The organism is Halobacillus sp. K22 (genome assembly GCF_052246795.1).
In the GTDB taxonomy this organism is placed as follows: Bacteria; Bacillota; Bacilli; order Bacillales; family Halobacillaceae; genus Halobacillus.
Map to the genome: position 1 here is coordinate 1 of NZ_JBQQCN010000044.1, position 16,383 is coordinate 16,383.

13 protein-coding genes and 2 tRNA genes are annotated in these 16,383 nt (G+C 42.5%); 2 read left to right on the forward strand and 13 right to left on the reverse strand.

Annotated features, from left to right (window positions below; all coding sequences use genetic code 11):
* Positions 1-380: 380 nt before the first annotated feature.
* The 13 genes from lysS to spoIIE form a co-directional block, all read right to left on the reverse strand.
* A complete protein-coding gene (gene lysS, locus ACTWPM_RS20010; RefSeq protein WP_443134740.1) occupies positions 381-1,868 on the reverse strand; it encodes a lysine--tRNA ligase in 1,488 nt (495 codons plus the stop codon).
* A 491-nt stretch (positions 1,869-2,359) separates the two neighbouring features.
* Positions 2,360-2,857, reverse strand: a complete 498-nt coding sequence (gene folK, locus ACTWPM_RS20015; protein ID WP_443134741.1) for a 2-amino-4-hydroxy-6-hydroxymethyldihydropteridine diphosphokinase — start codon at positions 2,855-2,857, stop codon at positions 2,360-2,362.
* Positions 2,854-3,219: a dihydroneopterin aldolase gene (gene folB / locus ACTWPM_RS20020; protein WP_443134742.1), complete on the reverse strand. Its 366-nt coding sequence runs from the start codon at positions 3,217-3,219 to the stop codon at positions 2,854-2,856. The genes folK and folB overlap by 4 nt, the downstream gene beginning before the upstream one ends.
* Complete coding sequence (folP, locus tag ACTWPM_RS20025; RefSeq protein ID WP_443134743.1) at positions 3,212-4,045, reverse strand: dihydropteroate synthase; 834 nt, start codon at positions 4,043-4,045, stop codon at positions 3,212-3,214. The genes folB and folP overlap by 8 nt, the downstream gene beginning before the upstream one ends.
* Before the next feature lie 133 nt (positions 4,046-4,178).
* The gene (cysK, locus tag ACTWPM_RS20030) at positions 4,179-5,108 is read right to left on the reverse strand and encodes a cysteine synthase A (RefSeq protein WP_443134744.1); all 930 of its coding nucleotides are present in this window, start codon (positions 5,106-5,108) and stop codon (positions 4,179-4,181) included.
* A 194-nt stretch (positions 5,109-5,302) separates the two neighbouring features.
* A complete protein-coding gene (hslO, locus tag ACTWPM_RS20035) occupies positions 5,303-6,184 on the reverse strand; it encodes an Hsp33 family molecular chaperone HslO (protein WP_443134745.1) in 882 nt (293 codons plus the stop codon).
* Between the two features lie 6 nt (positions 6,185-6,190).
* A complete protein-coding gene (locus ACTWPM_RS20040; RefSeq protein WP_443134746.1) occupies positions 6,191-6,982 on the reverse strand; it encodes a type III pantothenate kinase in 792 nt (263 codons plus the stop codon).
* A gap of 126 nt (positions 6,983-7,108) precedes the next feature.
* Entirely contained in the window at positions 7,109-9,169 is a 2,061-nt protein-coding gene (gene ftsH / locus ACTWPM_RS20045) for an ATP-dependent zinc metalloprotease FtsH (protein WP_443134747.1), read from the reverse strand.
* Positions 9,170-9,287: 118 nt separating this feature from the next.
* The gene (gene hpt, locus ACTWPM_RS20050; RefSeq protein ID WP_443134748.1) at positions 9,288-9,827 is read right to left on the reverse strand and encodes a hypoxanthine phosphoribosyltransferase; all 540 of its coding nucleotides are present in this window, start codon (positions 9,825-9,827) and stop codon (positions 9,288-9,290) included.
* An 11-nt stretch (positions 9,828-9,838) separates the two neighbouring features.
* On the reverse strand, positions 9,839-11,281 hold the full coding sequence (gene tilS, locus ACTWPM_RS20055) for a tRNA lysidine(34) synthetase TilS (RefSeq protein WP_443134749.1): 1,443 nt from the start codon (positions 11,279-11,281) through the stop codon (positions 9,839-9,841).
* A 36-nt stretch (positions 11,282-11,317) separates the two neighbouring features.
* The gene (locus ACTWPM_RS20060) at positions 11,318-12,241 is read right to left on the reverse strand and encodes a protein kinase domain-containing protein (protein WP_443134750.1); all 924 of its coding nucleotides are present in this window, start codon (positions 12,239-12,241) and stop codon (positions 11,318-11,320) included.
* Positions 12,222-12,959, reverse strand: coding sequence for a VWA domain-containing protein (locus ACTWPM_RS20065; protein ID WP_443134751.1), 738 nt, complete (start codon positions 12,957-12,959; stop codon positions 12,222-12,224). The genes ACTWPM_RS20060 and ACTWPM_RS20065 overlap by 20 nt, the downstream gene beginning before the upstream one ends.
* A 63-nt stretch (positions 12,960-13,022) precedes the next feature.
* Entirely contained in the window at positions 13,023-15,470 is a 2,448-nt protein-coding gene (spoIIE, locus tag ACTWPM_RS20070) for a stage II sporulation protein E (protein WP_443134752.1), read from the reverse strand.
* A 282-nt stretch (positions 15,471-15,752) separates the two neighbouring features.
* Between spoIIE and ACTWPM_RS20075 the strand changes: the two genes are divergently transcribed.
* Both ACTWPM_RS20075 and ACTWPM_RS20080 read left to right on the forward strand, forming a co-directional pair.
* Positions 15,753-15,826: transfer RNA gene (locus tag ACTWPM_RS20075), tRNA-Met, on the forward strand.
* Between the two features lie 67 nt (positions 15,827-15,893).
* A tRNA-Glu gene (locus tag ACTWPM_RS20080) sits at positions 15,894-15,965 on the forward strand.
* Positions 15,966-16,383: the final 418 nt, after the last annotated feature.

A 16,383-nucleotide genomic window follows, 5' to 3' on the forward strand; every position in this document is an offset into this window, starting at 1 on the left:
ACTCTCCATAAAAGTAGTTTGACTTGCTCATTTGCACACCGAATGTGCTTGTTTGAATTCCTTCAATAATGAAAGAATATCTTGACGTACTGGTTGGTTCGTTCAGTTTTCAAAGATCAAAAGATTTTGTTTGCCGCTTCAAAACAGCGACTCAATAATCATATCATTGTGACTCGTTTAAGTCAACAACTTTTTTAATGATTTTTTGTTTGCCGTTGCCGGCTTGCCGCTCTGTCTTAATGCGACAAGTAATAATATACCACGCTGAAATAATGTTGGCAACACCTTTTTGCATATTTTTTTCTAATCATCTTTCCATTGAATCAAATGAAACCCCCGGAGCCTGTCAGCCGAGGGTTTATAAAGTCATTTTATTCGTTTTAAGATTCACGATTTCTCATTTGAGGGAAAAGCAATACATCTCTAATGGAAGGGGAATCTGTTAACAGCATTACCAGACGATCAATACCAATACCTAAACCGCCAGTTGGTGGAAGTCCGTATTCTAATGACTCGAGGAAATCTTCATCCATCATATGAGCTTCATCGTTTCCTTCTTCCCGCTCCTTCAATTGAGCTTCGAAACGCTCTCGTTGGTCAATTGGATCGTTAAGCTCAGAAAAAGCGTTGGCATGCTCACGCCCTACGATGAACAATTCGAAACGGTCTGTGAATCTCGGGTCGTCCGGATTCTTCTTAGCCAGTGGTGAGATTTCAATAGGATGTCCATAGATAAATGTCGGCTGAATCAATTTATCTTCTACATATTGTTCGAAAAACTCGTTGACGATATGACCAAAAGTCATAGAATCCTGAATTTCGACATTATGCTCTTTAGCTAATTCTTTTGCCTGTTCATCACTCATATGCTCAAAGAAATCCACGCCTGTATATTCTTTAATGGCATCGACCATATGCAGCCTCGTCCACTCTGGCTCTAAATTAATTTCCTGCTCGTTATACGTAACTTTCGCAGAGCCAAGGACTTCTTTTGCAATGTGAGCCACCATATTTTCAGTAAGGCTCATCACGTCGTGGTAGTCAGCATACGCTTCATATAATTCCAGCATCGTAAACTCTGGATTGTGTCGTGTAGAGACTCCTTCATTACGGAAAACGCGTCCTATTTCATACACTTTTTCCATTCCTCCAACGATCAAACGTTTCAGATGAAGTTCAATGGCAATCCTCATGTACAACTGCATGTCTAGTGCATTGTGGTGAGTAACAAATGGACGAGCGGATGCTCCTCCCGGAATACCGTGCATTAATGGAGTTTCTACTTCTAAGAAACCTAGACCATCCAGGTACCTGCGCATGGATTGTATAATCTTACTCCGCGTGATAAACGTGTCACGGCTTCCAGGGTTAGTAATTAAATCTAAGTAGCGCTGACGGTATCTTTGTTCTACGTCTTGCAAACCGTGGAATTTTTCAGGAAGGGGACGAAGAGCCTTCGTCAGCAAGTGAAACTCGTCCGCTTTAACGGAAAGCTCACCTACTTTTGTCTTAAACATAACTCCAGTTACCCCTATGATGTCACCCAGATCAGCCGTATTAAAAACTTCGTAGGCTTCCTCTCCAATTCTATCTTTACGAATATATAGCTGAATTTGGCCGCTTACATCCTGAATATGAGTGAATCCCGCTTTTCCTTTTCCACGCTTTGTCATTATTCGTCCAGCAATGGTTGCAGGAAACTGTTCTTCTTCCAGTTCCTCTTTACTGTACTGATCATACTTTTCTATAAGATCTTCTGCAAGATGTGTACGTTCGAACTTATCGCCAAATGGATCCAAACCCTGTTCACGGTAAGCATTCAACTTATCTCTGCGCACCCGCATTTGTTCATTGAGTTCTTCCGACATTCTAATCACTCCATTCCCTTAACTATTATAAAAGTAAGCCGCTTCAATAATAAAAACTGCCAGCTTCGGACTGGCAGTATTCTAACTATGGTTTAGTATAGAAAAGACGTCGAACTGTGTCAACGCCGACTATACCAGGATGCTTTCAAGTGTACTTCCAATTCATTGAAAAGCTCATCCATAATATAAGCATGGTTTCATTTGTTTCACTACAGATGCGTCCGTTTATCTTTTAGCCTTTTAAATACAACGAAGCACGTGTACGCATTTCCATTATAGCCACTTTTTCATTTTCCAAACGAGTAAGGCGGTTCACATGGAGCATACATACATGGATTTTCTCTTATAAATTAGGTTAAGTCTCTAAATAATTGACTGTCCGATACATGATCTACAGATTGCTTCTATATTACAAAAAGCGCTGCTTAGTCACCTGATCGACTTTTTCAACTTACCGACAATCTCCTGATCAACCAAAACTTCAACGCGATTTATATCCTCCCCCATACCCTCATACTTCGGACATCATCAGCCGGCAAATCCTCCAGGATCTCTTCTACTTGTTTAGCTATAAAGGGAATGGTTACTTTCGGATTCACTTCTGCTAATGGCACCATGACAAAAGCTCTTTCTTGCATATGTGGATGAGGAAGAATCAGGCGCTCTGCATTCATATTTTCTTGATTATAGAGCAAAATGTCAAGATCAATGGTACGCGGCCCCCACTTCACTACTCGTTTGCGGCCTAATTCCTTTTCGATAGACTGACAGTGATCAAGTAATTGTAAAGGAGGCAGAGAGGTTTCAATTTGTATAACCATATTTAAAAAATCATTCTGGTCCGTATAACCTACAGGCGCAGTTTCATACACCGCTGATTTTAATACAACCGTAATGTCGGGATGATCCTCTATGCTCTCCACCGCATTCTTTAAAAACTCTTCTCTTTTGGAAATATTGGAGCCAAGTGCGATATACGCTGTATTCATCCTTTTCGGCTCCGATGTATTTCAATGGCCACCGACTGGTAATGCCCAGGGATAGGAGGGTCAGGTTTATAAACTTTCAAACGGCATCCTTGCACAAGATGGAATTGTTTAAACAACTCAGCTGAAAGCTTTTCAGCAACTGTTTCCACTAGTTTATGCGCCTCTCCTTCGACTACTTTTTTGCAGGTCTCATAAATCGCGCCATAATCCACTGATTTTGTCATGTCGTCCGTCTGAGCGGCAGGCTTTAGATCTAATTCAAGTTCTGCATCCACATAAAACCGTTGGCCCAGTTTATTTTCTTCCGGAAAAAGGCCATGATAGCCCCAAAACTCCATTTGATTTACATATATTTTATCCATTATTACCTTCCTTTCCCATCATAGCATCCATCATTTTTGTCATTCGCGCTATTGGTTTCACGTCATGGACCCGGACAATATGAACCCCATGGGCAATGCCGTAGCAAACGGTAGCTCCTGTACCTTCCATACGTTCATCTTTAGGTAAATCCAGGATGGTTCCTATAAAGGATTTACGAGAACTGCCAAGTAATAGAGGGTAACCCATAGCTTCGAATTGATGCAGATTGCGCATCACGGCTAAATTCTCTTCTTTTCCTTTAGCAAATCCAACCCCTGGGTCGAGCACAATATTTTCGTCTTTAACTCCGGCTTGCTTAGCTATTGTGATGCTTTCCTCTAAGTCAGCTTTCATATCGTCAATTAACGAAGTATAGTTCCTATCGTCACGATTGTGCATTAAGATTACTGGCACATTATAGTGAGCCGCAACCTCAGCAATGGCTGGCTCTTTTTTAGCGCCCCATACATCATTAATAATAGAGGCTCCTGCTTCAATAGCCTGTCTGGCAACTTCTGCTTTGTACGTATCAATCGAGATAGGGAGGTCCACTTCCTGATGAATAGCTTTTACGACCGGAATCACACGTTCAATTTCTTCTTTTTCACTAATCGGTTCATGTCCTGGACGCGTGGATTCCCCGCCTATATCAATGATATGGGCCCCATCCTTTTCCATAGCAGCTGCACGCTGGACAGCTCCTCCCACCGTGTTAAACCTGCCGCCGTCTGAAAAAGAATCCGGGGTAATATTTAAAATGCCCATGACTAATGTTCGTTTGGATAAATCGTATGAGTGGTTCTGCATTTTCAACTTAAATCCCATGGCCGGTACCTCTTTCTTTAAAAGCTTCTTTCCCTATCTTACATCATTTTTTTATTTCTATCACTTACCGTACCCGTTTGTGATTCCCATAAAAAAATACGCCCTGTAAAAGAGCGCATTTTTTAAGAATTAATTATTCTTCTTCTTCGAATTGATATAGTGGTGTAGATAGATAACGTTCCCCATTACTCGGAATCACTGCTACAACTTTTTTACCTTTACCAAGTTTCTTAGCTACCTGCTTAGCCACGTGAATCGCTGATCCAGAAGAAATTCCGCCTAGAATTCCATCTTTACGGGCGGCCTCGCGCGCAGCTGCAAAAGAATCTTCTGTATTTACCTGATGAACTTCATCGTATATTTCCGTATTCAAGATTCCAGGTACAAAACCGGCTCCAATACCCTGAATTTTGTGAGGACCTGGGTCTCCTCCCGATAATACAGGTGAGCCCTCTGGTTCTATCGCATGAATTTGAATGTCAGGATACTTTTCTTTCAACACCTTACCTGCACCTGTAATAGTTCCGCCTGTGCCGATTCCAGCAACAAAAGCATCTAATTGGTCACCCATCTGTTCCACAATTTCAGGACCAGTAGTTTTTTCATGGATTCTTGGATTGGCTTCGTTATTAAATTGCTGAGGCATGAAATAGTTATGCTGTTTTTGAAGTTCAGCAGCTTTTTTAATAGCACCTTTCATACCTTCACTTCCCGGCGTCAGGACAAGGTCTGCCCCATAAGCACGAAGCAGGTTACGTCGTTCCTGACTCATTGTATCCGGCATGACAAGAATGGATTTGTAGCCTTTAGCGGCTGCAACCATGGCGAGCCCAATCCCCGTGTTTCCACTGGTAGGTTCAATAATGGTGTCGCCTTCTTTTAGATCTCCGGACTTCTCTCCTTCTTCAATCATGGATAACGCGATACGATCTTTTACAGAGCTGCCTGGATTCATGTATTCCAGTTTAAGATAAATATCTGCGCTATCTTCCTCTGCAGACCCATTTAGTTTTACCATCGGGGTCTGACCGATAAGTTCACTAACATTATTAACAATTCTCATTTTTCCACCCCTAAAACCAAGTATTTTGATAGGATTTAACTCTAATGTACTGAAGGATGAGCATATTGTCAAACATTTCAATCATTTATTATTAACGTTCCCTTTAAAAAAAAGGCGAAACAAGATTCCTGTTTTAATTATGCACAAGAATTGTTCCGCCCTGTCTAACTATAGTTACTCCATAAGGTAAATGATTATTCTGTTTCCTGAGATTGCAGGTCTTTCAATTGATTCACATCAAATTGATAATCCTCATTACAAAAGTGACACTTAGCCTCTGCTCCTTGATCTTCTTCAATCATTCGTTGAATTTCTTCATCCCCAAGGCTTGCTATTGCCACTTCTACACGCTCGCGTGAACAGTGACATTTGAACTGCACAGGCATAGTATCCAAAATTTGCAGCTTATCTTCTCCCAGCACTGTTTGTAAAATCTCTTCAGGACTCTTGCCCTCTCGGACTAAGCTTGAGATTGCCGGCATTTCAGACAAGCGTTTTTCAATTTCACTAGTAGTGGCATCATCCGCCCCGGGCATCATTTGAATAACAAAACCTCCGGAAGCAAGAATGGAGTAATCAGTGTCTACAAGGACTCCGGCACCTACTGCAGATGGAACTTGCTCAGAGTTAGCGAAATAATAAGTGAAATCTTCACTTATTTCTCCAGAAACCAGCGGCACTTGTCCGGTAAAGTGGTCTTTCATACCAAGATCCTTCACGACACTCAACGTTCCATTTGTGCCCACTGCACGAGCTACATCCAGTTTTCCATTTGGATTTAAATCAAAATCCACATGAGGATTGATAATGTAGCCGCGTACTTCACCTTTAGCATTTGTGTCAGCTATAATAGCTCCGGCAGGGCCATCACCTTCTACTTTTACCGTGATTTTATCCTCCCCTTTAAGCATAGCTCCCATCATGGAACTAATGGTAAGGGTCCGGCCTAAAGCGGCAGAAGTCGTCGCCCAAGTATCCTGTCTGCGGCGGGCTTCCTCTACGGTGTCCGTTGATTGCACGGCATAAGCTCTTACTTGTCCATCAAAAGCCAGGGCGCGTACTAAATAATCTGACATGGCTCATCATTCTCCTTTAAATGCTTTTTTTCCTTTGTTGCGCTCATATATATTGTGAAGACCTTTTAATGTTAAATAGGGATCCACGTGATCAATCGTCCTCGACTGACCAGCTATCAGTGTAGCGAGTCCTCCAGTCGCAATGACTGTCGGGGTGGTCTCAGACGTTTCTTTCATCCGTCGGACCACTTCATCTACTTGTCCTACATATCCATAAAAAACTCCAGATTGCATCGCTTCTACTGTACTTTGCCCTACTACGTGATCGGGACTCTTAATTTCTATTTTGGGAAGTTTCGCTGCTTTAGCATACAAAGCTTCCATCGAAATGTTGATTCCCGGGGCAATGGCGCCTCCCACATATTCTCCACTTTCGTTAATATAACAATAGGTGGTCGCTGTACCAAAATCTATAATGACCAGTGGCAATGGATAATCATCAATAGCCCCTACTGCGTTAACTACTCGGTCCGCTCCAATCTCCTCAGGATGCGGGTACTTCATAGCAAGACCATGAGATACGTTCCCTTCTCCTATGATCATGGGCTGCTTTTTAAAATAATAACGAGACATACGTTCAAGTGCAAACATTATAGGCGGCACGACAGAGGAAATAATCACACCGTCCATGTCTTCAAATGTTAAACCCTCATGATCAAACAACGATTTGATCAACATGCCGTACTCATCTTCCGTTTTATGTCGATCCGTTTTTATTCTCCAATGATAACTTAATGATCCATTATCAAATACACCAAGCACGGTATTCGTATTTCCTACATCAAGGACAAAATTCATGCTTACAGCCTCCTGCCTCATTTCCTTCGGCTACCATCATATCACAACTTACCCTTTACTTGCCTGCAAGTGCGCACACAAAAAATGTCACACCAGCCATAAAGGCCGATGTGACATGTAACGCCATTAAGAACGACGATCTTCAGAATCTGAACCAGACGTTTGGTCTTTGTCGTCTACTTGTTCAGTAGAAGAGTTATCCTTAGTCGACTCTGACTCATTTGCTTCTTCTGTTTCTTTAGATTGAATATTTACTCGTACATCATCGTCATCACTAAAATGATCTTCGCCTGATGAAGTATTGTTCTTGATTTTTGCGTTATTCTTACGGGCAACCTCTTCCAGCTCTTCATCTGTTGGAAGGCGCTCTTTGTCGAACAGGGAGCGGATTTGAGTAGCGTCAAGAGTTTCTACGTCAAGTAGAGTCTTTGCAATCAACTCAAGCTTAGATTTATTATCCGTAAGAATCGTTTTCGCTCGATCGTAACAATAATTGATAAAGTTTTGAACTTCCTGATCAATTTCATAGGCGATTTGGTCACTGTAGTTTTGCTCGTTTTGGATATCGCGGCCAAGGAATACCTGACCACCTGAGTTAGAACCAAATTGAAGAGGGCCGAGTTTGTCACTCATGCCATACTCAGTTACCATCTTGCGAGCAATTGCAGTGGCACGTTGGAAGTCATTGTGAGCACCTGTGCTCACTTCCCCAAATATGACTTCTTCAGCCACACGACCACCTAGCAGACCAGTGATTTTATCAAACAATTCCGGCTTGGTCATGAAGTAGCGATCTTCTTTAGGAAGCATGACGGCATATCCGCCTGCTTGACCGCGGGGGACGATCGTTACTTTGTGAACCATATCGGCATCATCCAGAACCATTCCAATAACCGTATGACCACTTTCATGGTGAGCTACGATATTACGTTCTTTATTAGAAATTACACGGCTCTTCTTAGCTGGTCCAGCAATGACACGGTCAATTGCTTCGTCCACATCATCCATATCAATTTTATTCTTATCACCGCGAGCGGCTACAAGAGCTGCTTCGTTCAGTAAGTTTTCAAGGTCTGCACCTGAGAAACCTGGAGTACGAAGAGAGATAGTTTTCAAATCAACATTTTCAGATAATGGTTTATCTTTTGCATGGACAGCTAGTACCGCTTCACGGCCTTTCACATCTGGACGTTCAACCGTGATTTGACGGTCGAAACGTCCCGGACGTAGAAGTGCAGGGTCTAGAATATCAGGACGGTTTGTGGCAGCGATAATAATGATTCCCTCATTAACTCCGAAACCGTCCATCTCTACTAGTAATTGGTTCAATGTCTGTTCACGTTCATCGTGTCCTCCGCCAAGGCCAGCGCCACGCTGACGTCCAACGGCATCAATCTCATCGATGAAAATAATGCCCGGGGCGTTTTTCTTCGCATTTTCAAATAGATCACGCACACGAGAAGCACCGACACCAACAAACATTTCTACGAAATCCGAACCACTGATAGAGAAGAATGGGACTCCTGCTTCTCCGGCAACGGCACGGGCAAGTAATGTTTTACCTGTACCAGGGGGTCCTACGAGCAGGACACCTTTAGGAATACGGGCACCTACGGCAGAGAATTTGCGAGGATCTTTTAAGAAGTCAACGACCTCTACAAGTTCCTGCTTTTCTTCGTCTGCTCCGGCTACGTCTTTAAAACGAACCTTCTTCTTGTCTTCCGTGTACATCTTAGCCTTACTTTTACCAAAGTTCATGACACGACTTCCGCCGCCTTGAGCCTGATTAAGTAAGAAGAAGAATAAGATGAAAATAATGATAAACGGAATGATCGATGTTAGAAATGTCACCCATGCGCTAGGCTGCTCTTCTTCTTCCACATGAAGCGTGCTTTGTTCCTGAGCGGTTTGGGTGATATTTGAAACAACTTCATCGTTTGCAGGGATCTTTGCTGAGAATTGCCCTTCTTCTTCACCTTCTCCAGCCAATTGTCCGGTGACTTGAATCACACCATTCACAGGCTGAATGGTCATCTCTTCGATTTGACCATTGTTTAATTTATTGTAAAACTCGTTTACGTTCAACTGCTGCTGTGGCTCACCTTGACCTCTAAATAGACCGACGACGCCGATAACTACGAGGAAGATAAGTAAATAAAATATAGTGTTACGAAATATCCGGTTCATTGCCTACCTCCTCCCAAGCGAGAAAAACTATAGTAAATAGTATCATAACAAAAACGGACGACACAACTAATTACCCTCATTCCTGCAGGTTCCAAACTAATATTCACCGATCGATTTTTCATCCGCCGTAAACTTCCGGCTTCAGAATCCCGATATAAGGTAGATTACGGTACTTCTCTTGATAATCTAACCCATATCCCACAACAAATTCATCAGGTATTTCAAAACCAATCGTATCCGCCTTAATATGAGCAGTCCGACCAGCTGGCTTATCAAGCAGGGTTACAATTTTAATGGAATTAGCTTGACGGTATTTAAATAAGTCTACTAAGTAACTTAACGTCAATCCACTATCAATGATGTCTTCTATAATTAAAATGTCGCGACCTTCCACTTTTGTATCAAGGTCTTTAACAATTTTAACTTCTCCAGACGATCTTGTACCACCGTGATAGCTTGAAACATCCATAAAGTCCATCTCAAGGTGAATCTCTACCCTTTTCAGCAAATCCGCCATAAATGGGGTTGCACCTTTTAATACTCCGATCGCTAACGGAAAACAATCCTTATATTCTTCCGTTAAGTTGGCCCCCATTTCCTTGCACTTTTTCTGGATTTCTTCTTCAGAAATCAAGACCTTCTCAATTTCGCTATGCATGTCTGCTCCTCCTACGTTTCTGCTTTATTTTCATAATGCACCCGAAGCCAAGTGCCTGAAGATCCATCCGTACTTCCCCCGCTTTTTTTCAAGCCGACCAGCCATAGGATTTCTCCACTGCTGTCTGTTACAAGCGGCCACGTTCTACGCAGATGAGCCGGAATTTTCTGGTCAATAAAGATATCTTTCACTTTTTTGGACCCATTCATTCCTCTCACACGCATTCGATCTCCATCCCGCCTCGTCCTTACAACAAATGGTAAATTTACGTGATGAGCATCACATGTAAAGACAAAATCTCCCTCTTTTTCCTGGGGGCTGCCCCACTCGGCATATAAACGAGCTCCATCAGGAAGAACTAGTGTCTCTCCAGCATTAAGAGAATATTCATACGTCTCTCCCTCATCTGAACAGTCAAAAGAAAGGGTCACTTCATCATAAGCGCGAACGGCTTGCAAACCTTGAGGAAAGTCCAGCTTTGCATTCGGTTTGTGATCATATAATAGGTTCATAAACATTTCCTCATGCAAATAGGAAATATCTTCAGTTTGGTTAACATACAGATAGTTCAATATTAGATGAAAGGCACTTCTTTGTAAAGCAAGTGGAAACGTTTTAAAAGTCGATAAGGAGAAATGTACGATTTTCTTCATATTTGAAGAAAAATACATGGTATCTAATACTTCTCTGGCCTGTTCCCTTATGTATGACTGGTCTTCTCTCATCCTTCGGCTCATTGCCTGCATATGAGAATGGAACTTTGGATTCTGCTCCTTTAAGAACGGCATGACATGCTTACGAAACGCATTCCTTGTGTAGTTTGTCTCCTCATTTGAGGGATCTATCCGCGCCCTTACTTGATGACGGGCGTTATACTCAGCAATTTGACTCTTAGATAAAGACAGGAATGGTCTTACAAGCCGCCCTCTTCCAAATGGTCGCTGAACCGGCATTCCCTGTAAAGACTCAGGACGCGCACTGCGAACCAGCTGCATTATCATAGTTTCAGCCTGGTCATCGCCATGGTGACCCATAGCCAGTACATCTGCTTTTCTTTCCTCCATCATTCTCTCAAAGTACTGGTAGCGCAAGTATCGGGCTGACTCTTGTGTTCCCGTCCCGGCCTCTCTTCTGTACGAACGGACATCGACAGAGGTGCCCGCAAATTCAATGTCCCATTCTTCACATTGATTTTTCACAAACTCCAGATCATCCAGGGACTCCTGTCCCCGCAGACCATGGTCTACACACACACCAATAACTCTTAGGCTCCAGGAGTCTTTAATGGAACATAGAAAATGAAGAAGAGCCATCGAATCCGGTCCTCCTGATACTGCTGCGAGTACGGTTTGATGAGGGGAAATAAGTTGATGTTCTTTTACAAATGAATGGACGATCTGCTCCATGCGAAGATCACTCCTGTTAAATTCAAACTGCCTGCTTTCTTTCTCCATCGTACCACTCTTATCACCTTCTGCAAAAGAATACACTTATATCCAGAAACTAAATATTGAAAACCCACAGAATACTCCCGCGACTATAGATAGAGCCAAAAGCTCGCCCCATTCAGAGGAGTGTTTCTGAGTTTTCATTTGCTTCCTGGAAACAGTAGTTCTTTGTGCTCGTTTCATCACTATATTGGATAAAGCTTGTTTCATTTCTGAAGCATTTTGATACTTTCCTTTCCATACTTCCGCAATAAAAGAATGATAAGGTTTTAAATCATTAGAGGAGGCAAGTTTTACTGCCAGCATTTTTTTTGGATGACTCCCTTTTTCGAACTTGCTCGGATACACCATCTCTAACATTATCATGGTTACAGCAAATAAATCATAAGAAGGCTCAGCTTTTCGGGAGCCAAATCCCCAATACCCTCGATCATAAAATTCCGTGTATTCCTTGATAGCCCGACCTATAGCTGTAACGCCTCCTACATCTATCCATCGAACTTTTGAATTTGACATTAGCAAGTTGTCCGTCTTCAAATCTCCAAAAACGAACCCCGCTTTGTGAAGATGCTCCAGGTCGGTTAACAACTGGATTGTACAAATTCCAATCCATTCTTTACTTTTTCCTCTTAAAAAATGGGATAGAGGTATCCCTTCTACATATTCCATAACATAAAAAGGGAATATTTGAAGAGACGGAGCTTTCCAATCATCTACATCAACAAAAGCAGGCCCAAGTTTCACCCCTTGGACCTTACTGAATTTCTTCAACATATTTACTTCAAGCATCATCCGAGAGCTGTCTCGCCCTACCTTAAGGGCTACCTTTTCTCCCTGGGAAGTTTGACATAAATAAACGGCGCCGCAAGCTCCCGCTCCGAGTTTTCGAATCACTTTATATTTATGACCATTCCACTTCCCTTGTAAATATGTCCCGGGAAATATTTTAAAATCCTGTTTCTTCATAAGGATCTTCTCCATCCTGCATCCCTCTGAACAGAGGTTTTTCAGTAAAGGCATAGAGAGCTTCTTTCAGCGCAGGTCCCGTAGGCGTGTACCCACCGCTTGAAAGTTTAGAAAAAATACCACTGATTTCTCCAAGTTCCGGCGTCCATTTAATGACTCGCCGGATCGTGTGTTTTGCATCAGGAAATGTATAAATACTGAATTGGTTTGATCCAGTACGTGCGTTAAGGCTTAAAGAAAGATCGTATAGCGCTTCTTTCACTGTAGGTAATTTATGCTGCATGCTGGCACTTGTATCCACTAGTACAAGTACTTCAAGTTCACATGCCTCACCTAAATCTTCTACGACTTCTACGACTTCACTTCTTGTAGCGGGCGGTAACTCTTCAATACTTTTACCCTCTCCGAGAATTTCTTGCAATTCTTTATTAACAACCCCCTGAATGGTTTGAGTCATGGCTTGCCTCGTAACCATTTGCACGGTTTGGGACAAACTTTTCTGATATACAATTTGACTGACGCCTCCACCTGCCTCAGCAATCGATTCAACTTCTTCAAGCCCTTGAGGCTTCTCATTTTGCCGATCGTCAAGAACGCCAATCACATTGACCGTTACACCCTGATTTCTAGCCAGAGCTGCTACGGCTATAGGGTCTTCTCCATGGTTCGAGCATCCATCCGTTAATAACAGAATTTGTTTTAATCGGCCTGCTTTCATTTCGACATCCCTCCTGTTTCGTTGCTTCCATCTTCGCCGAAAAGGAGGAATCTTATACGCAGGCTAAGCCTGTTTTTTCTCTGTAGGGATAGAGGACCACTCCGGCATATACCGGTCTATCCTCGCTACAAGAATCGTCATATCGTCATTAATGGAACCTCGATGCGTGCGGATCACTTCTTCCAGCAAAAGATCAGCTACCACTTGAGGCTCGCTGCTGTAAACCTCCTTTATTTTTCTCTTGAACCATATTTCTACGTTCTCTACTTGATTATGACCATCTAATATACCATCACTCATCATGATCAATAAATCGCCTGCCTTCAACTGCTCATTGGTCATATCCACATCCACTTCAGGTATAATGCCCATTGGCAGGTTTCCGGCCTCGACAGTCAAAATCTGCTCTCCTCTCTTAATAAAGCTAGGTGTACTTCCCACCTTTATAAACTTGGAGGTAGCTTTATGCAAATCAATGACAGCTAAATCCAAGGTCGAAAATATTTCATCATTTGTTCGCAGTGATAATATAGAGTTGATAGACTGGATAGCTACGGATTCCTGCATTCCCGATTGCAGAATCTGTTTCAGCAGTCTTAGCGTTTCCATACTTTCTTCATGAGCACGTTCACCGTTACCCATTCCATCGCTAATAGCGAGTGCATATTTCCCCCTTCCCAGTTCCATCATGGTAAAGCTGTCTCCCGATATAAACCCTCCTCCTTTTGCTGCGTGGGCTACTCCTGTTTCAATCGAAAAGTGCTTAGCTGATCCAAATGTTAAATAGCACCTGCCATTAGGATAAGGAGAAATCTCTTCCATCGTCACTACAATTGTTTCCCCTAAAATATCCGATAGCACAGGTGCAATAATTTTCGCTCCTTCCCCTCGGTAATTATTGATTTCTACTACGAGTTCTAAATCAATATTTCCGGCGTCCAGCGTATAGATTTCAAGTTTTTGTATGTCCATCCCCATTCTTTCTAAGGCATTATAAATAATCTGTTCTTTTTGTTCATGGTGTTCTCGTTCTTTCACTATTTCTTTAGCAAAAGTACTCATTACATCCGATACGCCCTGAAGCTGCTCCGCTACAAATCGGCGGCTTTCCAGGACCTGCTTTTTTAATTGTTTATTTGCATGATAGAAGGACAGTTCGTGGTTCATCGTATCGATTAACTTCTGTGATTTCACACAGTGCACATCCACGTTTTTCCGGGTCATCCTGGTAGGTTCCCCTCTTTCGTCCAACTCCATCATTAGACCTGTCATTAAATCATGAGTCTCATCAAACTGAGTGACCCAGCATTTTTCCTTCTTAAAACAGGATTGACAGGTTTTTTCCGTTACATGACTAAGGAAATAATCGATTTCTTCTGTACCTTCTACAGCCTCCTTGGAATGGTCCAGATCATTAAAACTCTTAGAAAGCGCTTTAAATACATCAGAAAACTTACCAACTCGTACAGCGGTAACATCACGCACCTTTTGTAAGTATTTTTGTTGTTCAGAATTATGCTCTTCTGTACCTGGGATATAACGTGACAGACGTTTAACCCAGGAATTTGGAGTCAACACAAATAAAATAATAGCCCACACCGAGGCCCATATTGAAGCGGACAGCCCTCCTCCACTGGATACATAAAATCCAATTAATAACGTACCTACAGCAAGCCCCGCACTCACCCCCAGTTTTTTACCCTCTTTTAATAAACCTCCTAATAAGCCTGAAAATGCGAGCAGGCTCATTTGATAGATATGATCCATATTAGATAAGCTAAGTACAAGTCCCGTAACAACACCAACCGTTGAACCAATTGCAGCCCCTGCAATATAAGCAAGGAGAATAACCAGGTAGCGTGCGAAGACATCGACCACCGCTACACCTTGAATCTGCCATCCAATCATTCCAGTTAACACGGAAGCTAATAATATGATTAAGCAGACAATTTCCTCATTTTTTAATGTCGGATGATATTTTTGCGGTGATAATAAAGGAAGACTCTGCATAAATATTAGTACAAGTATAAAAGTAAGAACTCCTTCAGCTAACATCAAAGTAAGTTCGTAAAGCTGCCATCGATCGAGTAATGCGAGGCTTGCCGTACGGGGAAGCAAACTTGCTAATAATGCAACAGTGGGCAGCCATTTCTGGGGGTGACTTGTTCTGCGCAGCGCCAGACTTAAGAGCAAAAAAGTCGTCGATGCTCCCACTACGAATCCGGCATGTGTGAAACTGTAGGTAGACGCCCCTGCCGCCATCATAATCGTAACCGGCACGACTAAAGGTCTTTTTAACCACCAGATCACGGCTAAAAATGCAACCGAGAACGGTGCCATAGAAGATAATATAATTGCTCGTCCCAACAATAAGGAAAGCACCATGTGGAAAACACCTTTGTCAGCCATAAACGAAAACATCCCCAGTGAAGCTTTTTGTAATCCTCTACCTAAATTGGACTGCTTAAGTGTTGCCTGACGCTCTTCACGCTTCATCACCGTACCTGACATTTTTTCATCACTCCTTTTGTTATTGAACTTTATTAAACCACATAAAAGACAAGCATTTTGTCAAAACAACAGGAGAACAGAAACAAAAACTTCGATGCTTTTTTCAAGAAGCATAAGACTTTCTACAAAATCTACCTGCCCCTCTCCCTTATCCATTCAAAAACCACCTTCATTCCCTATCGAAATTTACATACTAGTCTGATATTTTTATTTTTTATTGACAGTTTTTTTTTCATGGTGTACTATATTCCTTGTGACTTTGAACACATCATATTTTCTAATGGCGGTGTAGCTCAGCTGGCTAGAGCGTACGGTTCATACCCGTGAGGTCGGGGGTTCGATCCCCTCCGCCGCCACTACTTTTTAGCATTAGATGGCTTTGAATAATGAGTCTATTAACAAAGAAAAGTTACCTACATACAAGGCCCGTTGGTCAAGTGGTTAAGACACCGCCCTTTCACGGCGGTATCACGGGTTCGAATCCCGTACGGGTCATCGAAACATTCTTGTCCTAAAAAAGTGGACCCTTCCTTAAAATTAAGGAAGGGTCCACTTTTTTTATTTAAAAGCTCTGTTAAAGTTTATTGTTAATTTTTCTTAAGAGCCTTATTACGCAATAGGGCCGTTATCTGCAAGACTCGAATTCGAGGTATTCCAGGTCCGTTGCTAATAAAGAGAGTGGGCTGGCTACGGGAACAACTCGCTTTCCTGCGGCCCTACACGATGTAGGGTCGATCGACGTTGCCACAGGACGTGGTGACTTTAGTCGATCCTCCTTTTACCATGAGCCTCCTCAGTCGTTACCACTCCTTGTGGGGTCTCGCCTAGCTCCTTCTCCCGGTCGAGTAAGCGGGAGCCTTTCATATAGAAGGGCTCCTCACTCCTCACAGAACCGTGCGAGCGGTACTACCGC